Origin of the sequence: Spirillospora sp. CA-108201 (genome assembly GCF_050936235.1) — a bacterium.
In the GTDB taxonomy this organism is placed as follows: domain Bacteria; phylum Actinomycetota; class Actinomycetes; order Streptosporangiales; family Streptosporangiaceae; genus Spirillospora.
On record NZ_JBNJNE010000001.1, the window covers coordinates 3,556,975 to 3,580,543 of the forward strand.

Here is a 23,569-nt window from a genome sequence, read left to right on the forward strand (position 1 = left end):
AGGCGTTACGGAATGGCGCGGGAAGGACAGGTGAGACCGGCCGGTCACTGAGATCAGTCGGTTACGTAAGTTCCGGTCGGCGCACGTGATCGTAAGTTATGGTCGCGATCAAAACCCGTTCCGGTAATCACCGTCACGCCCGAGGAGTGCAATGACGACGGTCATCCTGGTGGTGATGTGCGTCGTGGTGGGGGCGCTCGAACTGTACGCGGGCAAGCAGAGCCGGGACCAGGCCCAGGCCTTCACCCGCCGGATCGACGAGCTGAACGACCAGGTCACCAAGCAGAACAACGTGCTGGTCACCGTCGGCGAGCAGCTCACCGCGGAGCTGGGGCGGGTCAAGCAGGACGTGCTGCCCGCGCTCGACACCCGGCTCCGCCAGAACACCGGGCAGGTGGAGGAGCTGGCGGGCCTCGTCCACCAGGCGGACGACTACCTGCGGACCCAGGCGGGCAGGCTGCACGAACTGGAGCAGCAGCGCATCACCCTCGCCGCGCTGCGCCGCAAGCTCGGCGAGGTCGAGACGTCGGTGCGGGCCGCCACCGGGGCGGGCGGCGAGGCCGTCGAGGGCAAGGTCGACGCGGCGCTCGGCCGGCTCGCGGACCTGGAGCGCGGCGGCGAGGAGATCCTGGAGCTCCAGCGCGCCCTCACCCGCACCCTGGAGGACGTCGAGGACGTCGTCGCCGAGCTGCTGCAGTTCACCGAGGGCGAGCTCGACGACACCGTCACGGCGGCGCTCACCGGGCGCCCCCGCGCCCACGGCGACGCCGTCACCGCGACGGGCCGGCTGTGGACGCGCGACGAGCAGCTGGAGGACATCCTCAGCGACATGTACGAGCGGTGCGTGCGCGCGAGCCGGCTGGCCGTGCGCTTCCGCACGGCCGAGGGCGCGAACGGCACGCCCGGCTCACCCGAGCGCCGCCGCTACTTCCTCGGCGGGCACGCCGCCGAGGACCTGGCGGGCGTGTTCAGCGCCCTGCTCATCTCCGCGGGCGCCGGCGCCCGGCCCGGCAACGGCGTGTCCGGCGGCGAGGCCAGGCGGGGCCTCGCCCGGGTGGAGCCGGGCGTCCCGGCGGGGGTGGAGGCGGTGCGCGGGCCCGAGGACGAGGCGGCCCTCAAGTCGCTCCTGCGGACGCTGGCGGAGTGCTCGGGCGCCGTCGCGCAGATCGGCCCGCTCATGGCCGTCCGGACGCGCGACGAGCTGCTGTGCGCGGTGCTGACGGCCGCGCAGTCGCTGGAACTGGAGAGCGACGAGGTGTTCTGGGACCCGGCCGACGCGAGCGTCCGGCTGCGGCGGCTGCCGTCCCATCAGCTGTGGGACCTCACCGGCTGGGCCACCGCCCCGTAGGCCCGCACGGACCGTTCCGCCGGGCCGCCGATCCGCACGTAGAGGGGGCAGCGCAGGGCGCCGGTGCGCTGGTCGGCCTCGACGCACAGTCCGATCCCGGCGGCGCGGTCGAGGAACACCGCGTTCTCCACCGCGCGCGCCCCGCGCACCGCGTAGGGGACGGAGTCGGCGTCGCCGGTGTCGACGAGCTCCTCGAACGTCAGCCGCCGCGCGAACCGCATCAGCACCGCGGCGTCCACGACGCGGCTGCCGATCGCCGCCGACGGGCCCGCCACGACGATCCCGAAGCTCGGGTTCTCGCGGCCGCGCACGTAGATCTCCCGGTCCGGCTCCAGGCCCCGGCGGCGGTCCGGCACCTGGACGCCGAAGCCGCTCTCGCCGTCGAGGTAGGCGGGCGGGCCGAACCCCGACGGCGGCGCCCCGTCCCGCACGCGCAGCGCGCCCGCGGGCATCTCCCAGCCGGGCAGGTACACGCCGAGGCCCCTCAGCAGCAGCCGCCAGATGGGGCGTCCGGTCACGTCGGGCGCGAACTCGCCGCGCGGCCCGCCGGGGTCCCGCGGTCTCTCGGCGTCGCCGTCCATGAGGACCATGATCGGCGAACGGGTCCGCGTCCGACAAGGCCTCGCGCGGGGCCGGGGCCCTTACCGCGCGGGCCCCTGCACCGCCGGTGCCGCGTCGGCTACGGTTGACCCACCCGGATCATGACGAGGACGCCGCCGTGAATCTGCAGGACATGATGGTGCACCGCGACACCTCGTCGCGGACGGTCGACAAGTATCTGATGTCCTACGAGGGCCGTGTCATCGCGGTGCGGCGGCATCCCGCCGTCCTGCTGCTGCCGGTGGGGGTCGTCGTGGCCGGGCTCATCGCGTGCGGCGCGGCGAGCGCGGTCAGCGGGCAGATCTGGATCTGGTGGCTGTGGCTGGTCGCCGTCTGCTTCCTGGCCTGGAAGGTGATCGCCTGGTCGGTGGACTTCTTCCTGGTCACCGAGCACCGGGTGATGGTCGTCAACGGCGTCCTCAACCGCAACGTCGCGATGATGCCGCTCGCCAAGGTCACCGACATCGCGCTGAACCGCTCGGGGCTCGGGAGGGTCTTCGGCTACGGCGAGTTCGTGATGGAGTCCGCGGGCCAGAAGCAGGCGCTCCGCAACGTCGGTTTCATGCCGTACCCGGAGCAGCTCTACCTGGAGGTCTCGTCGGTCATCTTCGGCACGGTCGAAGAGTCGCCGGACTGATCCCTTCCCGCGGTCAGGAGTCGAAGCCGAGGCCCATGCGGTCGAGGGTGCGGAGCCAGAGGCCGCGGCGCCCCGCGTTGCGGTCGGCGCGGGCGATCTCGCGCCGGGTCAGCTCGATGACGCCGTAGCGCAGCGGCTCGGGCGGGAACGGGACGGGCTTGGAGCGCACCATCGCCAGCCGTGTCCGCTCGGTCTCCTCGCCGGGCGCGAGTCCTACGCGCAGGAGGTCGAGCATGACGTCGGCCCCGAAGCGGGTGGCGCCCACACCCAGGCCGGTGTAGCCCGCCGCGTACGCGAGCCTGCCGTCGTAGGCCGTCCCGTAGAAGGCGCAGAAGCGGCTGCACGTGTCGATGACGCCGCCCCAGGCGTTGGTGAAGCGCACGCCCTCCAGTTGCGGGAACGTCGCGAAGAAGTGCCGGGCGAGGGTCGCGTAGGTGGAGGGACGTCGCTCCAGGGCGGGACGCATCCCGTTGCCGAAGTGGTAGACGGCGTCGTAGCCGCCCCACAGGATCCGGTCGTCGGCGGTGAGCCGGTAGTAGTGGAACTGGTTGGCGTTGTCGCCGAGCCCTTGCCGGTGCCGCCAGCCGATGGCCGCGCGCTGCGCGGGGGTGAGCGGCTCGGTGACCAGCGCGTAGTCGTACACCGGGACGACGTAGTGGCGCAGGCGCCGCAGGATCGGCGGGTAGGCGCCGGTCCCCAGGGCGACGTTCCGGGCGGTGACCGTCCCGAGCGGGCGGGGCGCCCGGTCGCCTCTCAGCGGGGGCGCGGCTGTCGTCAGCCGGAGCCGGCGCGCATCGGTGCGCAGCGCCGTGACGCGGGTGTTCTCGAAGACGCGGACGCCGAGGGCGCGGCACGCGTCCGCCAGGCCCCAGGCGAGCTTGGCCGGGTGCACCATGGCGACGGAGTCGCGGTCCCACAGGCCCGCGAGGTAGGTGGGCGAGTCGACCTCCGCGCGGACCGCGTCCGGACCGAGCATGATCGGTTCCCAGCCGTGCTCGTAGGCCTTCTCCGCCGCCTCCTGGAGCGCCGGCACCTGCCACTCCTCGGTGGCGACGCTCATCTCCCCCGTCGGCTCCCATTCGGCGTCGACGCCGTGGCGGGTCAGGGTCTCCGCGATGGCGAGCAGGTTCTCCCAGCCGAGGCGTTCGAGCGTGTGGGCGTCGTCCGGCCAGCGCGCGAGGCCGTTCTCCAGGCCGTGGGTGATGCTGGCGGCGCAGAAACCGCCGTTGCGTCCGGACGCGGCGGCGCCGATCCGGCCGGCCTCCAGCACGACCACGTCCAGGGACGGGTCGCGCTCCTTGGCGAGCAGGGCCGTCCACAGGCCGCTGTACCCGCCGCCGACGACGGCGAGGTCGCACGTGAGCGCGCCCGCCGCCGCCGGGCCCGCGCCGGGACGGGCCGGGTCCTGGAGCCAGAACGGCTCGGGGGCGGCGTCGGCGAGCGCCCCGGCCGCGTTCACGTTCGTGTCCGCGCGCGGGCGCCGCGCCGCGCCGACACCACCGCGATGAGCACGCCGACCGCGAAGATGAGCGTTCCCATCACGTTGACCTGCGGAGGCGTTCCCGTCCTGGTGGAACCGTAGATCCACAGCGGGAACGTGACGGTGGCGCCGCTGGTGAAGTTGGTGATGACGAAGTCGTCGATGGACAGCACGAACGCCAGCAGCGCCCCCGCCAGCACCCCCGGCATGATCATCGGCAGGGTGACCAGGCGGAACCGCGTCCACGGGCCGGCGCCGAGGTCCTGCGCCGCCTCCTCCACCGCGGGGTCGAGCCCGACGACGCGGGCCCGGACCGTCACGGCCACGAACGCGATCGAGAACATCACGTGCGCGAGGAGGATCGTCAGGTAGCCGCGCGGCAGGTTGAACGTGACGAACATCGACAGCAGCGACGCGCCCATCACGATCTCCGGGCAGGAGATCGCCATGAACAGCACGAGGTTCGTCGAGCCCTTGCCGCGGAACCGGTAGCGGCCGAGCGCGAGGCCCGCGAACGTCCCGATGACCGTGGTGATCAGCGTGCTGAGCAGCGCGATCGTCAGCGAGTTGACGAGGGCGGCGGTGAGGTCGCTCTTGTCGAACAGGTGCCGGTACCACCGGAGCGTGAAGCCCTGCCACTCGAAGTTCTGCTTGCTGCGGGTGTCGTTGAACCCGAACAGGATCATGATCGCGATCGGCAGGATCAGCCACGCGATCAGCGCGAGGGTGTAGAGGCGCAGGCCCGAGATCCGGCGCCGGAGAGGCGCGCGGCGCCGCGAGGGCTTGGCGAGGGTGACCGGAGCCTTGGTGGGGGTCGTCATCGTCCAGCCGCCTCCAGGACGTCCTGCGTGCCGAGCGTGCGCGCGTAGGCGAAGATGCCGACGAGCAGGATCGCCATCAGCGCGAACGACAGCGCGGACGCCGCCGGGTAGGCGCTGTTGTTGAAGTACTCGGTCTGGATGACGTTGCCGATCATGGTGTTCTGCGGGCCGCCGAGCACCTCGGCGTTGACGTAGTCCGACGACACCGGCACGAACGTCATGATCACGCCGGCGAACACGCCGGGCAGCGACAGCGGCAGGATCACCCGCAGGAACGCCTGCGCGCGGCTCGCGTACAGGTCGTAGGCCGCCTCCACCACGCGCGGGTCGATGCGTTCGAGCGCCACGTAGATCGGCAGGACCATGAACGGCAGGAAGTTGTAGGCGAGCCCGGACACGACCGCGACGCCGGTGTCGAGGACGTGGAACCCGTCCGGCAGGACGCCGTGATGGCGCAGCGGCCCGAGGACCGGCCCGTTGTCGGTGAGGACGAGCTTCCACGACACCGTCCGCAGGATGAACGAGACGAAGTACGGGAGCAGCAGGAGGAACAGGTACGTCGACTTGGCGCGCCCGCCCCGGAACGCGATCCAGTACGCGGCCGGGTAGGCGAGCACGATGCACGCGATCGTGGCCAGCAGCCCGTACCAGAGCGACCGGACGAACTTGTCGCCGTAGGTGCTGAGCCCGTCGGTGTAGTTCCGCCAGTGCAGCGTCTGCTGGAAGCCGTCGATGAGGTTCCCGGTCTGCAGCGACAGGGACACCATCAGCACCATCGGGACGAGGAAGAGCGCCGCCAGCCACAGCCCGCCCGGCAGGATCATGAGGTACGGCGCGAGCCGCCCCCGCACCCCCGCCATCACGATCCCTTGGAGATCGGCTCGAAGATCTTCTGGTACTCGGTCTCCTCGGCCTGCGTGAGCCGCCGGTAGTGCCGCAGCCGAGCGAGGTCGGCCTGCGACGGGAAGATCAGCGGGCTGGTGCTGAGCCGGGTCAGGTCCTTCTTGTCCGCCCCTCCGGCCTGCTCGGCCTTCTGCGCGATGAGCCTCTGGGTGGCCGGGATCGGCGGCATGTAGTTGATGAACTCGGTCAGCGGCGCGTTGTTCTCCGGGACGTACAGCCAGTCCATGAGGGCCAGCGCGTCCACCGGGTTCTCGGCGGTCTTCGGGATGCACAGGTTGTCGGTCCAGATCGTGCCGCCCTCCTTCGGCACCACGAACTTCACGTCCGGGCTCGTCAGGCTGTACACGTCCCCGGACCACGCCATGGTCATCCACACGTCGCCCTTGCTGACGGCGTCGACGTAGTCCTGGCTGTAGTATTTGCGGACGATGCCCTTGTCGCGCTGCTCGCGCAGCTTGGCGGCGGCCTTCTCCCAGTCCGCCCTGGTCGACTTCTCCGGGTCGATGCCGAGCAGGAACATCCCGAAGTTCCCGAGCTCCTGCGAGTCGCCCATCATGCCGACCTTGCCCTTGTACTTCGGGTCGAACAGCTGGGCGATGCTGGTGATCTCCTCCTTCACGTACCTGGTGTTGTACGCGATCCCGGTGACGCCCGACTCGTACGGGATCGTGAAGGCGTTGCCCGGGTCGTAGGAGGGGTTCTTGAACGACGGGCCCGCGTTCGCCTGGAAGTTCGGCAGCTTCGACAGGTCGAGCGGCGCCAGGTAGCCGAGCTGGCGGCACTGCTCCAGCTGGATCCCGTTCGTCATGACCATCAGGTCGAAGCCGATGGACTGGCCGGCCGCCAGCGGCGCCTGGATCTTGCCGAACCACGGGCCCATCTCCTGGATGACCTCCTTGTAGGTCACCTTGACGCCCGTCTCCTTCTCGAACGCCTTGATGGTCTCCCGGTCGTCCTGCATGTAGCCCGGCCAGTTCGCCCAGTTGAGCCTGCCGCTCTTGGCCTTGCCCGCCCAGTACTTCTCGACGTCGCCCCGGCTGACCTTCTCCTTGCCGCCCTGCCCCTTCACCCCGCACGCCGACAGGGCGAGCCCGGCGCCGGCGGCGCCCATCAGTCTCAGGACGTCGCGGCGGGCCGGACCGCCCGTCTCGGAACGTGCCAGGCGCGGCCTTGCGAGTCCGCGGAGGAACGCGGGGTCGAACTGGCTCACTGGGGGGCTCCTATGGCGTACGAGTGGCGCGGATCCCACGACAACCAGACGCTGTCGCCGCGCACGGCGATGTCGTCGGCGGACGTCGCGTTCTGCAGGAACACGACGACGTCGGCGCCGGCGGAGGTGGTGATGTTGTAGTTCGTCGACGTCCCGAGGTACACGACCTCGGTCACGGTGCCCCGGACGGCGCACCGCCCGTCCCCCGGCCTGTCCGGCCCGATCCCGATCTTCTCGGGGCGGACGGTCAGCTCCACGCGCTCCCCCGCGACGGCCTCCCGGCCGCCGCGCATCGGGACCTCGATCCGGCCCTCCGGCCCGTGGGAGAGCACCGCGCCCTCCGGCCCGGACCCGGTGACCTCCCCGTCCAGCAGGTTGGACGTCCCGATGAACCCGGCCACGAACCGCGTCGCGGGGTGCTCGTAGATCTCCCGCGGCGTGCCGAGCTGCTCGATCACCCCGTCGTTCATGACGGCGATGCGGTCCGACATCGTCAGCGCCTCGCCCTGGTCGTGCGTCACGTACACGAACGTGACGCCGACCCCCCGCTGGATCCGCTTCAGCTCGACCTGCATCGCCTGGCGCAGCTTCAGGTCGAGGGCGCCGAGCGGCTCGTCCAGCAGCAGCGCCCGCGGCTCGTTCACCAGCGCCCGGGCCAGCGCGACCCGCTGCTGCTGTCCGCCGGACAGCTCGGCGGGACGGCGCCTCTCCCGTCCCGCCAGGTCGACGATCTCCAGCATCTCCCCCACCCGCCGCGTGAGGCGCGCCTTCGGAACGCCGCGCCGGCGCAGGCCGAACGCGACGTTCTCGAAGACGCTCATGTGGGGGAAGAGCGCGTACGACTGGAACACCATGTTCACGTCGCGCCTGTTGGGAGGCACGTTCGTGACGTCCTGCCCGTGCAGCCGGACCCGTCCCGCCGTCGGCTCCTCGAAGCCGGCGATCATGCGCATGGTCGTCGTCTTGCCGCATCCGGACGGGCCGAGCAGGGAGAAGAACTCCCCCTCCGCGATCCACAGGTCGACGCCGCGCACCGCCGCCACGGTCTCGCCGTAGGCGTCGTAGTTCTTCTCGACTCCCGCGAGTTCGATCGCGGGGACCGCGACGGCCGGATCGTCGCGAGCCGCGGCGGGTTGGGTCTCGGTCATGGGCGGGACTTCCTTCACGGGCTCCGGTCGGCGGCGCTCAGCCGCCGATGTAGTGCATGACGTGCTTGACGCGGGTGTAGTCCTCGATTCCGTACATCGACATGTCCTTGCCGTAGCCGGAGTGCTTGAAGCCGCCGTGCGGCATCTCCGACACCAGCGGGATGTGGGTGTTGACCCACACGGCACCGAAGTCCAGTGCCTTGGTCATGCGCATGGCGCGACCGTGGTTCTGCGTCCACACACTCGCGGCGAGGCCGTACTTGACGCCGTTGGCCCACTCCACGGCCTGAGCCTCGTCCGAGAAGCTCTGGACGGTGATGACCGGGCCGAAGACCTCGTTCTGCACCATCTCGTCGTCCTGCCTCAGGCCGCTCACGACGGTCGGCGCGAAGAAGTAGCCGCGGTCTCCCACGCGCTCGCCGCCGGTGAGGACCTTCGCGTGGCTGGGCGCCCGCTCGATGAAGCCCTGGACGCGCTCCAGCTGGTTCGCGCTGTTCACCGGCCCGTAGAAGGCGTCGGCGTCGCTGGGCGGTCCGACGGCCGTCCCCTTGGCGGCCTCGGTGAGCGCCTCGGCGAACTCCCCGTGCAGCCGGTCGGCGACCAGCACGCGGGTGGCCGCCGTGCAGTCCTGGCCCGCGTTGAAGTACCCGGCCTCGGCGATGCCCGTCGCCGCCGCCTCGACGTCGGCGTCGTCGAACACGACCACCGGCGCCTTGCCGCCGAGCTCCAGGTGCACCCGCTTGAGGTCCTTGGCCGCCGACGCGGCGACCTCCATCCCGGCCCGCACGCTCCCGGTGATCGACACCATCTGCGGCGTCGGGTGCTCCACCAGCGAACGCCCGGTGCCGCGGTCGCCGCAGACGACGTTGAGGACGCCCGGGGGCAGGAACTCGGCCGCGATCTCCGCCAGCATCAGCGTGCTCGCCGGGGTCGTCTCGGACGGCTTGAGCACCACGGTGTTGCCCGTCGACAGCGCCGGCCCGATCTTCCAGACCGCCATCATCATCGGGTAGTTCCAGGGCGTCACCTGCGCGCACACCCCGACCGGCTCCCGCCGGACCGAGGAGGTGTGGCCGGCCATGTACTCGGCGGACGCCTTGCCCTCCAGCACCCGGGACGCCCCGGCGAAGAACCGGAGGTTGTCCACCATCGGCGGCACCTCCTCGTCCAGGGTCATCTGGACCGGCTTGCCGGTGTCCCGGCTCTCCGCCCGGACGAGGTCCTCCGCCCGCTTCTCGACCGCGTCCGCGAAGCGCAGCATCGCCAGGCTCCGCTCCCCCGGCGTGGCGTCGCGCCAGGCGGGGAACGCGTCGGACGCCGCGCGGAACGCGGCGTCGACGTCCTCGGCGCCGGACACGGGCGCCTCCGCGTACGTCTCGCCGGTGCTGGGGTCGACCACCTCCAGCGTCCGCCCGTCCTTGGCGTCGACGTACTCTCCGCCGATAAAGTTGCGCAGCCTCTCGCCGCTCATCCTCAGGTCCCTCCTGGGCTCCATCGCCCGTTGTGTCCTGTTGGCCCGACCCTTACAGAGAGGTCCGTCCAACACAAGTGATTCCGTTGTTACGATCGAATTTCACGACTAATTCCCTTGGTCCAGGGGCCTCACACCCTCGATGCCGCAGCTAGGAGATCCGGATGGAACGGGCAGCCCGCGTCCAGCTCGACGAGACCGCCAAGCAGATCATCGAGCAGCTCCAGCAGGACGGCCGCCGCTCCTACGCCGCCATCGGCAAGGCCGTCGGCCTCTCCGAGGCCGCCGTGCGCCAGCGCGTGCAGAAGCTCCTCGACACGGGCGTCATGCAGATCGTCGGCGTCACCGACCCGCTCATGCTCGGATTCCACCGACAAATGATGATCGGTGTCAGGTGCGAAGGCGACCTGGAGAAGATCGCCGACGAGCTCGCGGCCCTGGACGAGATCGACTACGTCGTCATCACCGCGGGCTCGTTCGACATCCTCCTGGAGCTCGTCTGCGAGGACGACGAACGTCTTCTGGAACTTCTCGGCCGTATCCGTGCAATCCCGGGCGTAGTCTCCACTGAGAGCTTCGTCTACCTCAAACTTCGCAAACAGACCTACTCCTGGGGGACGCGCTGACTCCGCCGGACACCCGTTGATTCTCGTTCTCTGAGGGGATGTCCTGGCAACACCTCGCGGCGTACTTTTAAAGGCCGCAAGGAAGGAGACCGGCCATGCCCGAGTCGGTTCGCCAGGACCTTCCGGACGACCCCGTCGACGATCACATCGCCTTCCGGACCACCGCGGAGCAGTTCCTCGTGATCCGCGCGGCCGCCGAGCTGATCGGCTGGTCGGTCACCGACTTCGTCCTGTCAGCCGCCCTGGACCGCGCCGAACGCGACCTCCACGAACACGCCGCCGCCCAGGAAGCGACAGAACCCGCCCCAGACCCGATCCCTCCCTACACGGCCCTACTTCTAGCCCTATCCTGACCCACCCCAACACGGCGCCGCTCCAACCCGCCACTACCGCCAAAACCCTCCCACGGCGACCTGCAGCGCCCAACGGCGCCTGAGCCCTGACAAGGCTCGGCTCCTCCACGCCAGACACACACAACCCCCGCCACCGCCACGCGCTGGCGGGGCCCGCAGACAAGCCCCAAGCCCGCAGCGACGTCGGCCCGACATCCCCCAGGCAGAGCCGCCACAGCAATTCCACAGAGACCCCACAACACCTCCCAGGCAGCAAACCGCCTCGCCAGCGCCCCTTCCGTGGGCACGGACGACACACCACCTCCGGGCAGGGACACCCCGCGTCCTCCGAGCAGGCTTCAGAACTCCGCCGCAGCCTGCCGGCACCCACCTGTAGATGAGATGGTGCGCCGCCTTCCCGGGGCCACAGGTCGTATGTTCGACCTGTGCTTGCGGTCGTCGGCGGCGGGTGTGGCAGAGAGAATGGGGGGATGGGTGAGGCTGTGAGCAAGGCGTGCCTGTTCTGCGAGATCATCAAGGGAGAGCGGCCCGCGCACATCGTGCTGGACGCGCCGGAAGCGATGGCGTTCCTCGACACCCGGCCGCTGTTCAAGGGGCACACGCTGCTGGTCCCCCGAACTCACTACGAAACGCTCACGGATCTGCCCGAGGACCTCCTCGGCCCTTTCTTCGCGCAAGCCCAACGCCTCGCGAAGGCGATGGAATCCGTCCTCGAAGCGGCCGGCTCGTTCGTCGCCATGAACAACCGGATCAGCCAGAGCGTCCCCCACCTGCACGTACACGTGGTCCCGCGCAACCCCAAGGACGGCCTCCGCGGCTTCTTCTGGCCACGCCAGAAGTACACCTCCGACACCGAGGCCGCCGACTACGCAGCCCGCCTCTCCAGTTCACTGACCAACCCCGCCTAGCAGCGAAGCCGCGCGACGCGAGCGCATGAGACCGCACGGCGTGGACGCGTGGGGCAGTTTGGTGCTACTCGGTCTCCTCTTCCGGGAGAGCGCGGGTGTTGGAGGCCGGCGTCGGCTAACGCCGTCCTTACGAGGGGGTCCCTACGGTTTGGATGCCATGCGGCTGGAGCGTGTCGCCTTTCGTTATCGGCGCCGGGACCCTTGGGTGTTCCGGGACGTCACGTTGTCGCTTCCGGAAGGAAGCGTGACCGAGGTGACCGGGCATAACGGCGCAGGGAAGTCCACTCTGCTCCGCGTGATGGCCGGGCTGCGCAGGCCACGAACAGGCGTCGTCAAAGACCGCCCCACCCGAGTGGGATACGCGCCGGAGCGGTTCCCGGTCGACCAGCCGTTCAGTGTCCGGGCGTACCTGGGCCACATGGCGGCCATACGGCGCGTCCCTGCGGACACCTGCGACGCCTGGGCAGAGCGACTGGGCTTTGACCACCTCCTCGATGTCCGGCTGCCCGAACTGTCGAAGGGCAGCGCTCAGAAGATCGGGCTCGCGCAGGCGCTCATGGCGGACCCGGAGCTGCTGATCCTGGACGAACCCTTCGCGGGCCTGGACGCCGCCACACGCGATTCGCTCCCCGATCTGATCTCCGAGTTCGCCTCGCGCGGCTCCACGATCGTTGTCAGCGACCACCAGCGCTGCATCGAGGCGATGCCCGGTGTTGACCGCTTGCACGTCGCGAACGGCTCCGTCACTCCGCTGGCCTCCGGGGGCCCCGTTCCTTGGACCGTCCTGGAGGTCGAGGTGCCCGGGGACGAGGCCGACACCGTGGAGACGAAGCTCAGGGCCGACGGCTACCGGGTGCGGAGGCGCGAAGAATGATCCCACTCGTCCGATTCCAGGTGGCGGGCTATCTCCGCTCGCTGCGCGTCCTGCAGCCGCTGATCGTCGTGGCGCTGGTCGTGGCGCTGGTCCTCGCGCAGGGGCCGAGCGGCCCGGACGCCGGCGAGCTCGCCGTACACACCTTCGCGGACGTGGCGGCGTTCATGTTCCCCGTGTGGGCGTGGGCGGCCCGCGCCCTCCTCGACACCCAGCCCGACGAGCAGCGTTCTCTGACCGCCGCCGCTGCCCGCCGCCCGTCCGCGCCCACGTGGGCGGGCTTGCTCGCCGCGTACGGGGTGAACATCTCACTGGGCGCCACGGCATTGTTCGTCCCTCTCATCCAGGCGCTCCAACTCGGCTCGCCGGGGCAAGCGATCCTGGTGGGCTGCGCGTTGAACCTCCTCGTCGCCGTCCCGGGCACGCTGCTCGGGGCCTGGACGAGCCGCGCCCTGATCCCGGACCCCGGCATCTCGCTGCTGGCGCTCCTCGGCGGCGCGACCGCCCTCCTGCTCCTCGGCATGGGACACCTCTCCTGGCTCTCCATCCCCATGATCGGCTGGATGCGCGCAGCTCACGACGGCCCCAGCGTCTTCGTCTCCCACTTCCCCGCCACCGCCCTCCACCTGGTCATCTGGTCCACCGCAGTAGGCGCCGCCTACCTCCTGACCACCCGCCACCACCGCGCCCCCTAACCCCAAGCCCTCCCACCCGACCACTGCCCCCTGACCACCCGGCGCCCCCTGACCCCACCGCGTACCTGGCCACTCCCGCCCCTGACCACCCACGCCCTTGACCACCCCACACCCTCAACCTCATGCCCCGGACTACCCCGCGCACCTGACCACCCCGCGCAGCCTCACCACCCCGCGCAGCCTCACCACCCCACGCTCCTGACCACTCCACGGAGGGCGGCTCCCTGCGAGCACCAACTCGCACCACGCCTGCGCCCCACCCGGGCGGTCCTCGCCAGTGAGGTCGCAAGTGCTGTGGGGAGGCAGCGCAACGCACCCACAGCGAAACAGCAACCACATCGCTGGCCCACCCCAGATGTCGCCTTGTCTAGCTCCAGCTCACACCGCGCGTACGACCGCTGGTGCTGTGTTCGGCCCTGAAGCCGCCAGTGCTGTCGAGTGACAGAGCGAAGCGCCCACGGTCGCGGTTCTCACCACGCCCTCGACTCCGCCGCACACGACCACCGCACCACAGAGGGCCGCTCCCATCGAGAATCCAGCTCACACCACGCGTGCGTCCACTGACGTGGTGCTTCGTTGTGAGGTCGCCACCGCTGACGACCGACAGAGCGAAGCGCTCGCGGCCGTAGTTATCGGCACGCCATCGGCCCCGATCCACACGACCACCGCACCATGGAGGGGCACCCTCGTCCAGAACCCAGCTCACACCGCGACTGCGTCTGTTGATGTGGTGCTCGGCGGTGTGGCCGGGAGGGCTGTGGGTGGACAGGGCGGAGGCTGATCCCTGGTGGGTCAGGCGGCCTGGACGGTTAGCCATGTTTGCTCCAGAGGGGTGTCGCGGCGGTTGCAGAAGTAGATCCGGCCCGGGTCGCCCCAGTACCAGCCGAGGCGGTCGTCGGAGTCGAGTTGGAGGAGGAGGTGCCACTCCTCGACCGCGCGCTGCTCGTCCGGCGTAAGAGCCGGGGGGTTGAGGGCGTTCAGGGTGCGGCCGGTTGAGGCGTACAGGCAGTCGGGGCCGAGGGGACGTTGGACGAGGGTCGGCCAGCCGCCCAGTTGGTGGGCGGGCGCACCGTCCGGGCAGGTGTGGCGTGTCCAGGCGGCGTGCAGTTGTTCGTACACGGGCACGATGCCGTCGTAGAACATCTCCAGGCGCTGGATGACGGCCTCCTGGGGAGAAGGCAGGGAGAGGAACGGAGCGGCGCCCAGTGTGGTCTGCGGATAGGAAAGGGGGCCCGGCGGCGGGGTCGCAGGGCGGAGGTTGCCGGTGAAGACGCGCCAGCCGTCGCGGTGGCCGGGTTCGTCGCCCCACGGGCGGGGGATCTCGCTGGCGTAGTAGAACGCGGCCCGGCAGGCGGGCAGGCCCGTGACCTTCGGCAGACCGGCGAGGCCCGCGAAGTCGATCGCGCCTAAGAAGTCGAGCGGGCGGCCGTTCCATGTCGGCCATGGCTCGTCAGGCGGCAGCAGCGGGACGCCGCCAAGGTGGACGGGCACCTCCCCGCGGGTGGACAGGCGCAGCCCGGGCTTGATCAGAGGCAGCAGGATGGCCGTGATCTCAGGCGCGAGGAAGGAGTCGAACAGGGCTCGGAGCCGTCGGTGCTGTGCGGCGAAGGGATCCATGCACGAAGCGTGGCGCGGGCCTCACGCAGGGCGCAGCATCCCGCGAAATTGTGGATAACTTCGTCAGCGTTCGAGGGCGGCCGCGAGTTGCAGCAGGAAGCGGTCGACCTCCTGCTCGTCGTAGCCGGGTCCGAGCCGGACGGTGCGGAACGCGCTCTCCCGCACGTCCCGGGCGGTCACGGGCGGGGCCGTGCCGCGCAGGCCGGCGATCACGCGCTCCAGGAAGGCGTCGACGTCCCGCACGTCGTAACCGGGGCGCAGGCCGGCGCCGGAGAACCGCGCGTTCTGGATCCAGTTGATCAGCCAGGCCGGCTGGGCGCGGGTGCGGCCGGGGCGCTCCCTGATCGGCGCCCGGGTCTGGAGCTCCCTGATGCACTCGCGGAGCAGCTCGTCCACCGCGCGGCGGTCGTAGCCGCGCAGGACGGTGGTGAAGCGGGTCCGGCGCAACTCGTCCGCGGACATCGGCGGTCCGCCGTTCAGCGCCTCCGAGATCCGCTTGAGCATGGCGTCGACCTGGCCGCGGTCATAGCCCCGCAAGACCACCGGCAGCCGTGTACCCGTCTTCACCGGCACCGCGCTCCTCAGCCGTGTCCCCGCCGCGAGGCGCCGGGAACGGGCCCGCGGCGCGCTCAGTCCTTGGTCGCCGCGGCCAGCTGTCCGCAGGCCCCGTCGATCTCCCTGCCCCGAGTGTCGCGCACCGTGACCGGGACCCCGTGGGCCTCCAGGCGCCGGACGAACTCGCGCTCGTCCTCGGGCCGGGAGGCGGTCCACTTGGAACCCGGCGTTGGGTTCAACGGGATCAGGTTGACGTGTACGAGGTGCCCGCGCAAGAGCCTTCCGAGAAGATCGGCCCGCCAGGCCTGGTCGTTGATGTCCTTGATGAGGGCGTACTCGATCGAGACGCGGCGCCCGCTGCGGTCGGCGTAGGCCCAGGCGGCGTCGAGCACCTCGGAGACCTTCCACCGGTTGTTGATGGGCACGAGGTCGTCGCGCAGCTCGTCATCGGGCGCGTGCAGGGACACGGCCAGCCTGACGGACATGTCCTCGGCGGCGAGCTTCTCGATGGCCGGGACGAGCCCGACCGTGGAGACCGTGACCGACCGCTGGGAGATGCCCAGCCCGGCGGGTGCCGGATCGGTGATGCGCCTGACCGCGCCTATCACGGCCTTGTAGTTGGCCAGGGGCTCGCCCATGCCCATGAAGACGATGTTGGAGACGCGTCCCGGGCCTCCTGGGACGCGCCCGCGGGCGAGTGCGCGCGCGCCCGCGGCGACCTGCTCGACAATCTCGGCCGTGGAAAGGTTGCGGGTGAGCCCGGCCTGGCCGGTCGCGCAGAAGGGGCAGTTCATCCCGCAGCCCGCCTGGGACGAGACGCACATCGTCGCCCGATCCGGGTAGCGCATCAGGACCGACTCGAAAAGAACGCCGTCGAAGGCTTTCCAGACGGTCTTGAGGGTCGTCCCGCCGTCGCAGTCCAGCTCGCGTACAGGGGTCAGCAGCGAAGGCAGCAGTTCTGACACGAGACGGTCCCGGACGGCGGCCGGCAGGTCCGTCATCTTGGCGGGGTCGTCGATCAGGCGCGCGAAGTAGTGTCGCGACAGCTGGTCTGCGCGGAACGGCTTCTCCCCCAGCGCGGTGACCGCCTCGCGCCGCTCGGCCGTGGTGAGGTCGGCGAGATGCCTCGGCGGCTTGCCGCGCCTTGGGGCGGCGAAGACGAGCTTCGCCGGAGTCTTCTTGGGCGCGGCGCCGGTCGTGGAGGGCTGGGTGGTAGACATGGTCCTTCCAGTGTCGCAAACACCTGTGCGTGCATCGTCCGTCCTGGGACGTCCACCCATACCTGAACAGCGACATTCCTGCACACGGCCTTGTCTGCGACTAAGGTCTCGATCATGTCGGTTTTGCGCAGGGGCGCCGCCTCGCCCCGGGGGTCAGCGGCCACGGTCGTCCACGCGGCGGCCAGCCCGTACGGCAGCCGGCGGCTCACCATCGAGACCGACGGCGAGGTCACCGCGGCCTACCTGAAGGACGCGCGAGACTCGGTGGTCGGAGCGGTCTGGGTCGCGAACCACCGCGAGGCCCCGCGGGAACTGGACCGGTCGCGGCTCGACGAGGGCCTTGCCCCCCTCCTGCCCGAGTCGCATGTGCGCCACCCCGCAGGACGTCCGGCGTTGAACGCCGGGGCGCTGGAGGTCGTCTGGTTCGAGGAGGGCGACGGCGTGGCTCTCCTGGAGGAGGGCGATCTGCTGCTGGTGATCCCCGGTTGGTCCGACATGGGGCGCGGTATCCCCGGCTACGCCCGCGACGCCACGTCGCAGAGCCCGTTCGCCTTTCCCTTGGACGAGGAGATCGAGGAGTTCGGACCGCGCGTCGACCAGGCGCGCGAACACTGGAAGCGGTGCCGCGCGGAAGGTTCCTGGGCCGAGTTCCAGCAATCGATCCTCGGGCACCTTCTGCAACGGCTGGGGCCCAGTGGCCACTACTGGCACGATGTCGGACGCCAGTTGGCGAACGGCAGGCCGAGCGTGGCCCCGACGGTAGGGGTCTCGGAACGTCCCGCAAGAGGCGACCGGGAATTCACCGTTTTGAGCACGGTCGGGATGAGCCGCCAGCGGATGCCCACGGTCGAACTGTACGAGGACGACGTCGCCCCGTACGGACGCATAGAACTGGCCGTCGCCAGCACTCTGCCCAGCCAGCGGTCGGGCAGCATCTTTCCGTGGCTCGCGCAGTACCCGTGGCGGTCAGTGACCTGGTTCGCCCCTGGAGACGTCGTCAAGTGGTACCACGAGCCGCGCACGTTCCCCCTCGGCAACGGCGAGTCGTCCTGGGAGGGCGTGCTTCTCTTGGACGACCCGAACCGTCTCCCGGGTCCTGGGGCGCCTGGCATGACAGGCCTGACGCTCAACGGCGACGGCGTCCGGTGGCTATGGCTCGTCCCCATCACGGGCGAGGAGCACCGGTACGCCAAGAGCGAAGGATCCGACGCGCTCATTCGGCGTCTTGCCCAGCAGGGCCGCTCCTGGGTCGTTTCCTGAAGGCTTCCAGGGGCGATCCGTAGTCAGCCTAGGAACGCCCCTAGGAAGTCCTAGCTGGGGACGAACAGTTCCAGCAGTAGCCAGACGACGGGGGCCGTCGCGACGAGGGAGTCGAGGCGGTCCATCACTCCCCCGTGGCCGGGCAGGAGCGTGCCCATGTCCTTGATGCCGAGATCCCGCTTGATCATCGATTCGACGAGGTCGCCGGCGGTCGCGGTGACCACGGTGGCGAGCCCGATGATCACGCCCTGCCAGATCTGACCGCCGTCCAGGAGCCACCACACCAGCCACCCGCCGACGATCATGCAGGTGACGGCGGAGCCGGTGACGCCCTCCCAGGTCTTCTTCGGGCTGATCGTGGGCGCGAGCTTGTGCTTGCCCAGGAAGGATCCGGCGAAGTAGCCGCCGATGTCGCTGGCGGCGGTGGTGGCGATGAAGATGACGATGCGGTGGTCGCCGTCGGCGGGACGCATGAGCAGCGCCACGATCCCGCCCATCAGCACCAGGTAGCCGGCCACGAGCGATCCGGCGGTGACGTCCCGCACGTATCCGGAGGCGCCCTCCGTCATGCGCGTCATCAACAACGCCAGGATCGTCAGCGAGACCGCGGCGATGGTGGCGGTGGCACCCCAGACGTAGGCGACGACGGGCGTGCCGACCATGCCCGTCGCGACGGGGATGAACGGGACCCGGATGTCACGGCTCTTGAAGGCCTCGGTCAGTTCCCGCATGCCGAGGAACAGGAAGACGACCATCACGCCAAGGAAGATCTCCTTGACGGTGTAGAGCGAGAGCAGCACCAGGGCGCCGAGCGCGACGCCCACGCCGATGGCGAGCGGGAGGTTACGTCCTGTTCTGCTTCCGGGATTGCCGGCGGGGGACGCGCCGCCGGGAGACGGGGAGTCGCCGGAGGACGGGGGGTCGCCGGATCCGTCCTGCCCTTGCCCGGGGGGCGAGTCCAGTGCTTCTCCGGGGGGTGGGCCGGCCATGTCGACCTCCGGCTCGTCCGGGGAGCCCGAGGGCTCCCCGGAATCGTCGAGTCTCATCAAACTTCGAGCAGTTCGGCCTTCTTGTGCTCGAGTAGCTCGTCGATCTGCGCCACGTAGCGGTGCGTCGTGTCGTCGAGTTCCTTCTCGGCACGCCTGACCTCGTCCTCGCCGACCTCGCCGTCCTTGGCGAGCTTGTCGAGGGTGTCCTTGGCGCGGCGCCGGATGTTGCGGATGGAGACCCGGCTCTCCTCCGCCTTGGTGCCGGCGACCTTGATGAACTCCTTGCGGCGCTCCTCCGACAGGTCGGGGAAGACGACCCGGATGACGTTGCCGTCGTTGGTGGGGTTCACACCGAGGTCGCTGTCGCGGATGGCCCTCTCCACCGCCTGCATGGACGACTTGTCGAAGACCTGGACGACGACCATGCGCGGCTCGGGGAGGGTGAACGACGCGAGCTGGTTGATCGGCGTCGGCGTCCCGTAGTACTCAGCCGTGATCTTGTTGAACATCGCGGGGGTGACCCGGCCGGTGCGGATGGCCTGGAAGTCCTCCTTGGCGACCGCGACCGCCTTCTCCATCTTCTCCTCGGCTTCGAGGAGGGTCTCGTCGATCACTGTGACTCCCGTGTCATCTGGTCGGCCCTGGTCCTGCGGTTCCGCGCCGCGTCCGGCGCGGCCGTGGGCTGCGGTCAGCCCTCCGCCGGGCTGACCAGCGTGCCGATCTTCTCACCCCGGACGGCCCGGACGATGTTGCCCTGCCCCATGAGGTCGAAGACCACGATGGGGAGCGCGTTGTCCATGCAGAGGCTGATGGCCGTGGCGTCCATGACCTTCAGACCCCGCTGTAGAACTTCACCGTATTCCAAACGGTCGAACTTGACCGCGTCTGGATTCTTTCGGGGATCGGCATCGTAGACACCGTCCACTTGCGTGGCCTTGAGCACCGCCTCCGCGCCGATCTCCAGCGCGCGCTGGGCGGCGGTGGTGTCGGTGGAGAAGAACGGCTGCCCGAGCCCGGCGCCGAAGATGACCACGCGGCCCTTCTCCAGGTGCCGCATGGCGCGGCGCGGGATGTAGGGCTCGGCCACCTGGCTCATGGTGATGGCGGTCTGCACGCGGGTGTCGAGCCCGAGCTTCTCCAGGAAGTCCTGCAGGGCCAGGCAGTTGATGACGGTGCCGATCATCCCCATGTAGTCGGCGCGCCCGCGGTCCATGCCGCGCTCGGCCATGACGGCGCCGCGGAACATGTTGCCGCCGCCGCACACGACCGCCACCTGCACGCCGTCCCGGACGGCTTCGGCGATCGCCTCGGCGACGTGCTGGACGACCTCCGGGTCGATGCCGAGCGGGTCCCGTCCGGCGAAGGCCTCGCCCGAGAGCTTCAGCAGCACCCTCTTCCAGCCCGCGCGCGGCGCGTGCTGGCCGGACGACGAGGCCGCCGTCGCGCTACTGGTCGTCTTGTCCGGCACGTCGGCGGCCTCCTCGTTGCGTTCGCTCTATTTCGCGCACTCGTCTCCAGGGTGCCCTTAAGCCTGCCCGACCTTGAACCGGGCAAAGCGGACGACCTTGACGCCGGCCTCGTCGAGGACCTTGGCGATCGTCTTCTTGTTGTCCTTCACGAACGCCTGCTCCACGAGCACGAAGTCGCGGAAGTAGGCGTTCACCCGGCCCTCAACGATCTTCGGGATGGCCTGCTCGGGCTTGCCCTCGTCGCGGGTGAGCTGCTCGGCGAGCGCCCGCTCCTTCTCGACCGCCTCGGCGGGGATCTCCCCGCGGGTGAGGTACTTGGGGGCCATCGCCGCGATCTGCTGGGCGACGTCCTTGGCGACCTCGGCGTTCTCGGTGTCCAACTCGACCAGCACACCGGTGGTCGGCGGCAGCGACGGGTCGGACTTGTGCAGGTAGCTGGCCACGTAGACGCCCTGGAAGTGGGCGAACCGGCGCAGCTCCAGCTTCTCACCGATCTTGGCGCTGTTCTCCTCGATCAGGGCCTGGACGGTCTTGCCGGGCTCGATCTCGGTGGACAGCAGGGCGGCGGCGTCCGCGGCGCCGTTGGCGGCCGCGAACTCGACCAGGCGCTGGGCGAGCTCGATGAACTGCGCGTTCTTAGCGACGAAGTCGGTCTCGCAGTTGAGCTCCAAGAGCGCCCCGTCGCCGGAGTTCGCAAAGTGCTCGGCGACCAGGCCGTTGGCGGCGGTGCGCTCGGCGCGCTTGCCGACGTCCTTGGCGCCCTTGAGGCGCAGCAGTTCGGTCGCCTTCTCGAAGTCGCCGTCCGCCTCGGTCAGGGCGTTCTTCACGGCCATCATGCCGGAGCCGGTCAGGTCGCGCAGCCGCTTGACGTCAGCGGCGGTGAAGTTGGCCATCGCTCTCTTCGCTTCTCTCGTCGTTGGTCGTGGGACCCGCGACGGTCCCGGTGGCTCCCACGCGGGAGCCACCGGGACCGGCGGATCAAGCCTGCTCGGCCTCGGCGGCCTTGGGGGCCTCCTCAGCCGGGGCCTCCGCAGCCGGAGCTTCCTCGGCCGGGGCCTCCGCAGCCGGGGCCTCCTCGGCGGCCGCGGGGGCCTCAGCGGCCTCGGCGGCTTCAGCCGGAGCTTCCGCCGGCGCCTCGGCGGCGGCCTCGGCCGGAGCGGCGCCGTCGGCCTCGCCGGGCTTCAGCAGGTTGCGCTCCCACTCGGCCAAGGGCTCGCTGCCGGCGGCCGCGGCGCCCTCGGCGGGCTTCTCGTCCCCACCGGACGCGGCGCCGGCCTTGGCGATGAGGCCGTCGGCGACGGAGTCGGCCACGACGCGGGTCAGCAGGCTGACGCTGCGGATGGCGTCGTCGTTGCCCGGGACCGGGTAGTCGACCTCGTCGGGGTCGCAGTTGGTGTCGAGGATGGCCACGACCGGGATGCCGAGCTTCTTGGCCTCGTTGACCGCGATGTGCTCCTTCTTGGTGTCCACGATCCAGATGGCGCTCGGAACCTTCGCCATGTCGCGGATACCGCCGAGGGTGCGCTCCAGCTTGTCCTTCTCGCGGCGCAGGCCGAGGAGCTCCTTCTTGGTCATGCCGGAGCCGGCCACGTCGTCGTAGTTGATCTCCTCCAGCTCCTTGAGCCGGGTGAGCCGCTTGTGGACGGTGGAGAAGTTCGTGAGCATGCCGCCCAGCCAGCGCTGGTTGACGTAGGGCATGCCGACCCGGGTCGCCTGCTCGGCGATGGACTCCTGGGCCTGCTTCTTGGTGCCGACGAACAGGATCGTCCCGCCGTGGGCGACCGTGGCCTTGACGAACTCGAACGCGCGGTCGATGTAGGACAGCGACTGCTGCAGGTCGATGATGTAGATGCCGTTGCGCTCGGTGAGGATGAAGCGCTTCATCTTCGGGTTCCACCGGCGGGTCTGGTGGCCGAAGTGGACGCCGCTCTCGAGGAGCTGCCGCATGGTGACGACGGGTGCCATTGCCCGTGTTCTCCTTCTCTGGCCCTGCCGGGCCGCATTTGGTTATCTGCCTGCGCCCGGGTGCTGCCCCACCGTCGCCGAGGCGACGGACCGAGGGACTGCGCCCCACCAGGGTTGCGGTGGCATGCGGACGCGTGAAATCAGCCGCCGGGACACCTCCAGGCGGCTGTGACCCGTTGCCGGGTCTGGGTCCCGACCGCTCTGGGAGCGGCTTCTCGCCTGCCCGCCCTGGGGCGGAACGACGACGGCCTGGCCCTGACCGATGCCCTCTCGGACACACCTACAGATTATCAGGGCGCGAACGTGCCCCGGGCATCATCGTTTCCCGTAGTTATCCACAGTTCGCGAACCCCGTCGACGCACCGGCCCGCCGCCGGGCAGGGTTCGGTTCATGACCGTGTTCTCGCTGCTCCTCACGTGCATGATCGCCCTTGGCTCGCCCGGACTCGACGCCTGGCGCTGGCCTTTAGGGCCGCCGCCGCCGCGGGTCGTGCGCGGCTTCTCTCCCCCGGCCGCCCCGTGGAGCGCGGGCCACCGCGGGGTGGACCTCGCCGCGCATCCGGGGGAGGCGATATACGCCGCCGGGCCGGGGCGCGTCGCCTACGCCGACGATCTGGCGGGACGAGGCGTCGTGGCCATCGACCACGGCGTCCTGCGGACCACGTACCTGCCCGTCCGCCCCAGCGTCCGCGCGGGCCGCCGCGTCACGTCCGGCACGCGCATCGGCGTCCTGGAACGAGGGCTGCTCCACTGCCCTACGACGTGCCTGCACTGGGGCCTGCGCCGCGGTGCCCTGTACCTGAATCCGCTCAACCTCGTCCAGCGCCAGGTACGTCTCCTGCCCCTCTGGCAGCAGCCCACGCCAACGGCAAGCCCTCGTCCCCTCGATCCGCCGTCTCCGCAGCCAAGGATGGCTCTGCGCGACGCCGTCACGGCCACGGGCGGAGCAGTGTCGGGCTTGGTCCTGGCCTTCGCCCTGGCCTTCGCCTGGCGTCGAACCCGCCTCCGCTTCCGGCTGCATCGCCGCCGCCGTCAGCCGCCGGGCGTCATCAACCTGTCCCAGGAACGCCACCTACGCCGCACCCCCTGACCCTCGTCCCGTCCGTCGTCGCCGCCCGGCTCCAACCGCGCCGGGCGGCGACGATGCTCCAGGGACACAGCACAACCACGCGGCCACATCGACCACGGGGCTTCCCGCGCCCAGGTATGCCGCATCACAGCTACCTGCCGCTCACCCCCAAGACGACCTGGGCTCCACCGGCGGAAGCGACCCCTCCGCTCGCTGAGCAACGGACGGTCGCTTTGGATGGTGCGGGACGCTGCCTTCCGATGGGCGGGGTACCCGCTTCTCTGTCGCGGCGATGCCGTTACCGCCTCCCGCATGACAGGGCCGCCCGGCCAGGCTCTGGCGGCGTAGGCCGGG

The 23,569-nt window shown here is 70.2% G+C and carries 24 protein-coding genes; 9 read left to right on the plus strand and 15 right to left on the minus strand.

Translation table 11 applies throughout. From position 1 onward, the window contains the following. The first annotated feature begins 151 nt into the window (after positions 1 to 151). The gene (locus ACQEU6_RS17280) at positions 152 to 1,348 is read left to right on the plus strand and encodes a coiled-coil domain-containing protein (protein WP_499333102.1); all 1,197 of its coding nucleotides are present in this window, start codon (positions 152 to 154) and stop codon (positions 1,346 to 1,348) included. On the opposite strand, the gene ACQEU6_RS17285 is transcribed toward ACQEU6_RS17280, so the two are convergent. After that, positions 1,309 to 1,929 carry a hypothetical protein gene (locus ACQEU6_RS17285; RefSeq protein WP_499333104.1) on the minus strand — a complete coding sequence of 207 codons (621 nt, stop codon included), beginning with the start codon at positions 1,927 to 1,929 and terminating at the stop codon, positions 1,309 to 1,311. The genes ACQEU6_RS17280 and ACQEU6_RS17285 overlap by 40 nt on opposite strands. A gap of 137 nt (positions 1,930 to 2,066) precedes the next feature. Between ACQEU6_RS17285 and ACQEU6_RS17290 the strand changes: the two genes are divergently transcribed. Then, positions 2,067 to 2,585 carry a PH domain-containing protein gene (locus tag ACQEU6_RS17290; RefSeq protein WP_499333106.1) on the plus strand — a complete coding sequence of 173 codons (519 nt, stop codon included), beginning with the start codon at positions 2,067 to 2,069 and terminating at the stop codon, positions 2,583 to 2,585. A gap of 13 nt (positions 2,586 to 2,598) precedes the next feature. Here ACQEU6_RS17290 and ACQEU6_RS17295 read toward each other — a convergent pair whose 3' ends face one another. The 6 genes from ACQEU6_RS17295 to ACQEU6_RS17320 are packed head-to-tail and all read right to left on the minus strand — an operon-like array spanning position 2,599 to position 9,618. Continuing rightward, the gene (locus ACQEU6_RS17295; protein WP_499333108.1) at positions 2,599 to 4,044 is read right to left on the minus strand and encodes an NAD(P)/FAD-dependent oxidoreductase; all 1,446 of its coding nucleotides are present in this window, start codon (positions 4,042 to 4,044) and stop codon (positions 2,599 to 2,601) included. Beyond that, a complete protein-coding gene (locus ACQEU6_RS17300) occupies positions 4,041 to 4,886 on the minus strand; it encodes an ABC transporter permease (RefSeq protein ID WP_499333109.1) in 846 nt (281 codons plus the stop codon). Before ACQEU6_RS17300 ends, ACQEU6_RS17295 begins: the two co-directional genes overlap by 4 nt. Continuing rightward, a complete protein-coding gene (locus tag ACQEU6_RS17305; protein ID WP_499333111.1) occupies positions 4,883 to 5,746 on the minus strand; it encodes an ABC transporter permease in 864 nt (287 codons plus the stop codon). Before ACQEU6_RS17305 ends, ACQEU6_RS17300 begins: the two co-directional genes overlap by 4 nt. Further along, positions 5,746 to 6,999 (minus strand): polyamine ABC transporter substrate-binding protein, encoded by a 1,254-nt coding sequence (locus ACQEU6_RS17310; RefSeq protein ID WP_499333112.1) that lies wholly within the window; start codon positions 6,997 to 6,999, stop codon positions 5,746 to 5,748. The genes ACQEU6_RS17305 and ACQEU6_RS17310 overlap by 1 nt, the downstream gene beginning before the upstream one ends. Next, on the minus strand, positions 6,996 to 8,147 hold the full coding sequence (locus ACQEU6_RS17315; RefSeq protein ID WP_499333116.1) for an ABC transporter ATP-binding protein: 1,152 nt from the start codon (positions 8,145 to 8,147) through the stop codon (positions 6,996 to 6,998). The genes ACQEU6_RS17310 and ACQEU6_RS17315 overlap by 4 nt, the downstream gene beginning before the upstream one ends. Positions 8,148 to 8,184: 37 nt before the next feature. Further along, the gene (locus tag ACQEU6_RS17320; protein ID WP_499333118.1) at positions 8,185 to 9,618 is read right to left on the minus strand and encodes a gamma-aminobutyraldehyde dehydrogenase; all 1,434 of its coding nucleotides are present in this window, start codon (positions 9,616 to 9,618) and stop codon (positions 8,185 to 8,187) included. Between the two features lie 164 nt (positions 9,619 to 9,782). Here ACQEU6_RS17320 and ACQEU6_RS17325 point away from each other — a divergent pair, with 164 nt between their 5' ends. The 5 genes from ACQEU6_RS17325 (at position 9,783) to ACQEU6_RS17345 (ending at position 13,071) form a co-directional block, all read left to right on the plus strand. Beyond that, positions 9,783 to 10,244, plus strand: coding sequence for an Lrp/AsnC family transcriptional regulator (locus tag ACQEU6_RS17325; RefSeq protein WP_499333121.1), 462 nt, complete (start codon positions 9,783 to 9,785; stop codon positions 10,242 to 10,244). 95 nt (positions 10,245 to 10,339) lie between these two features. Continuing rightward, positions 10,340 to 10,597: a type II toxin -antitoxin system TacA 1-like antitoxin gene (locus tag ACQEU6_RS17330; RefSeq protein WP_499333122.1), complete on the plus strand. Its 258-nt coding sequence runs from the start codon at positions 10,340 to 10,342 to the stop codon at positions 10,595 to 10,597. 470 nt (positions 10,598 to 11,067) lie between these two features. Next, the gene (locus ACQEU6_RS17335) at positions 11,068 to 11,505 is read left to right on the plus strand and encodes an HIT family protein (RefSeq protein ID WP_499333124.1); all 438 of its coding nucleotides are present in this window, start codon (positions 11,068 to 11,070) and stop codon (positions 11,503 to 11,505) included. Between the two features lie 157 nt (positions 11,506 to 11,662). Further along, the gene (locus ACQEU6_RS17340) at positions 11,663 to 12,379 is read left to right on the plus strand and encodes an ATP-binding cassette domain-containing protein (protein WP_499333126.1); all 717 of its coding nucleotides are present in this window, start codon (positions 11,663 to 11,665) and stop codon (positions 12,377 to 12,379) included. Further along, complete coding sequence (locus ACQEU6_RS17345) at positions 12,376 to 13,071, plus strand: hypothetical protein (RefSeq protein WP_499333128.1); 696 nt, start codon at positions 12,376 to 12,378, stop codon at positions 13,069 to 13,071. Before ACQEU6_RS17340 ends, ACQEU6_RS17345 begins: the two co-directional genes overlap by 4 nt. A gap of 792 nt (positions 13,072 to 13,863) precedes the next feature. On the opposite strand, the gene ACQEU6_RS17350 is transcribed toward ACQEU6_RS17345, so the two are convergent. From ACQEU6_RS17350 to rlmN, 3 genes are all read right to left on the minus strand, one after another. After that, positions 13,864 to 14,688 carry a DUF1963 domain-containing protein gene (locus tag ACQEU6_RS17350; RefSeq protein WP_499333129.1) on the minus strand — a complete coding sequence of 275 codons (825 nt, stop codon included), beginning with the start codon at positions 14,686 to 14,688 and terminating at the stop codon, positions 13,864 to 13,866. Positions 14,689 to 14,751: 63 nt separating this feature from the next. Continuing rightward, on the minus strand, positions 14,752 to 15,255 hold the full coding sequence (locus ACQEU6_RS17355) for a DivIVA domain-containing protein (protein WP_499333131.1): 504 nt from the start codon (positions 15,253 to 15,255) through the stop codon (positions 14,752 to 14,754). A gap of 62 nt (positions 15,256 to 15,317) precedes the next feature. Then, entirely contained in the window at positions 15,318 to 16,463 is a 1,146-nt protein-coding gene (gene rlmN / locus ACQEU6_RS17360; RefSeq protein ID WP_499333133.1) for a dual-specificity RNA methyltransferase RlmN, read from the minus strand. A 114-nt stretch (positions 16,464 to 16,577) separates the two neighbouring features. Between rlmN and ACQEU6_RS17365 the strand changes: the two genes are divergently transcribed. Next, positions 16,578 to 17,723: a suppressor of fused domain protein gene (locus tag ACQEU6_RS17365; RefSeq protein ID WP_499333134.1), complete on the plus strand. Its 1,146-nt coding sequence runs from the start codon at positions 16,578 to 16,580 to the stop codon at positions 17,721 to 17,723. A gap of 50 nt (positions 17,724 to 17,773) precedes the next feature. Here ACQEU6_RS17365 and ACQEU6_RS17370 read toward each other — a convergent pair whose 3' ends face one another. The 5 genes from ACQEU6_RS17370 to rpsB all read right to left on the minus strand — a co-directional run bounded on the left by ACQEU6_RS17370 (position 17,774) and on the right by rpsB (position 22,146). Next, complete coding sequence (locus ACQEU6_RS17370) at positions 17,774 to 18,769, minus strand: phosphatidate cytidylyltransferase (RefSeq protein ID WP_499333135.1); 996 nt, start codon at positions 18,767 to 18,769, stop codon at positions 17,774 to 17,776. Beyond that, entirely contained in the window at positions 18,769 to 19,326 is a 558-nt protein-coding gene (gene frr / locus ACQEU6_RS17375) for a ribosome recycling factor (protein WP_499333136.1), read from the minus strand. The genes ACQEU6_RS17370 and frr overlap by 1 nt, the downstream gene beginning before the upstream one ends. Before the next feature lie 74 nt (positions 19,327 to 19,400). After that, on the minus strand, positions 19,401 to 20,102 hold the full coding sequence (gene pyrH / locus ACQEU6_RS17380) for a UMP kinase (protein ID WP_499340230.1): 702 nt from the start codon (positions 20,100 to 20,102) through the stop codon (positions 19,401 to 19,403). Between the two features lie 135 nt (positions 20,103 to 20,237). Then, positions 20,238 to 21,074: a translation elongation factor Ts gene (gene tsf, locus ACQEU6_RS17385; protein WP_499333138.1), complete on the minus strand. Its 837-nt coding sequence runs from the start codon at positions 21,072 to 21,074 to the stop codon at positions 20,238 to 20,240. Between the two features lie 85 nt (positions 21,075 to 21,159). Continuing rightward, positions 21,160 to 22,146, minus strand: coding sequence for a 30S ribosomal protein S2 (rpsB, locus tag ACQEU6_RS17390; protein ID WP_499333141.1), 987 nt, complete (start codon positions 22,144 to 22,146; stop codon positions 21,160 to 21,162). A 391-nt stretch (positions 22,147 to 22,537) separates the two neighbouring features. On the opposite strand from rpsB, the gene ACQEU6_RS17395 reads away from it, so the two are divergent. After that, entirely contained in the window at positions 22,538 to 23,236 is a 699-nt protein-coding gene (locus tag ACQEU6_RS17395) for a murein hydrolase activator EnvC family protein (RefSeq protein WP_499333143.1), read from the plus strand. The last annotated feature ends 333 nt before the right edge of the window (positions 23,237 to 23,569 follow it).

Excerpts from the sequence above, each read along its gene's own strand:
- ACQEU6_RS17280 (WP_499333102.1), top strand. The coding sequence starts at position 152 with ATGACGACGGTCATCCTGGTGGTGATGTGCGTCGTGGTGGGGGCGCTC.
- ACQEU6_RS17285 (WP_499333104.1), bottom strand. The coding sequence starts at position 1,929 with ATGGACGGCGACGCCGAGAGACCGCGGGACCCCGGCGGGCCGCGCGGC.
- ACQEU6_RS17300 (WP_499333109.1), bottom strand. The coding sequence starts at position 4,886 with ATGACGACCCCCACCAAGGCTCCGGTCACCCTCGCCAAGCCCTCGCGG.
- ACQEU6_RS17305 (WP_499333111.1), bottom strand. The coding sequence starts at position 5,746 with ATGGCGGGGGTGCGGGGGCGGCTCGCGCCGTACCTCATGATCCTGCCG.
- ACQEU6_RS17315 (WP_499333116.1), bottom strand. The coding sequence starts at position 8,147 with ATGACCGAGACCCAACCCGCCGCGGCTCGCGACGATCCGGCCGTCGCG.
- ACQEU6_RS17320 (WP_499333118.1), bottom strand. The coding sequence starts at position 9,618 with ATGAGCGGCGAGAGGCTGCGCAACTTTATCGGCGGAGAGTACGTCGAC.
- ACQEU6_RS17325 (WP_499333121.1), top strand. The coding sequence starts at position 9,783 with ATGGAACGGGCAGCCCGCGTCCAGCTCGACGAGACCGCCAAGCAGATC.
- ACQEU6_RS17330 (WP_499333122.1), top strand. The coding sequence starts at position 10,340 with ATGCCCGAGTCGGTTCGCCAGGACCTTCCGGACGACCCCGTCGACGAT.
- ACQEU6_RS17335 (WP_499333124.1), top strand. The coding sequence starts at position 11,068 with ATGGGTGAGGCTGTGAGCAAGGCGTGCCTGTTCTGCGAGATCATCAAG.
- ACQEU6_RS17340 (WP_499333126.1), top strand. The coding sequence starts at position 11,663 with ATGCGGCTGGAGCGTGTCGCCTTTCGTTATCGGCGCCGGGACCCTTGG.
- ACQEU6_RS17345 (WP_499333128.1), top strand. The coding sequence starts at position 12,376 with ATGATCCCACTCGTCCGATTCCAGGTGGCGGGCTATCTCCGCTCGCTG.
- ACQEU6_RS17350 (WP_499333129.1), bottom strand. The coding sequence starts at position 14,688 with ATGGATCCCTTCGCCGCACAGCACCGACGGCTCCGAGCCCTGTTCGAC.
- rlmN (WP_499333133.1), bottom strand. The coding sequence starts at position 16,463 with ATGTCTACCACCCAGCCCTCCACGACCGGCGCCGCGCCCAAGAAGACT.
- ACQEU6_RS17365 (WP_499333134.1), top strand. The coding sequence starts at position 16,578 with ATGTCGGTTTTGCGCAGGGGCGCCGCCTCGCCCCGGGGGTCAGCGGCC.
- ACQEU6_RS17370 (WP_499333135.1), bottom strand. The coding sequence starts at position 18,769 with ATGAGACTCGACGATTCCGGGGAGCCCTCGGGCTCCCCGGACGAGCCG.
- tsf (WP_499333138.1), bottom strand. The coding sequence starts at position 21,074 with ATGGCCAACTTCACCGCCGCTGACGTCAAGCGGCTGCGCGACCTGACC.
- rpsB (WP_499333141.1), bottom strand. The coding sequence starts at position 22,146 with ATGGCACCCGTCGTCACCATGCGGCAGCTCCTCGAGAGCGGCGTCCAC.
- ACQEU6_RS17395 (WP_499333143.1), top strand. The coding sequence starts at position 22,538 with ATGACCGTGTTCTCGCTGCTCCTCACGTGCATGATCGCCCTTGGCTCG.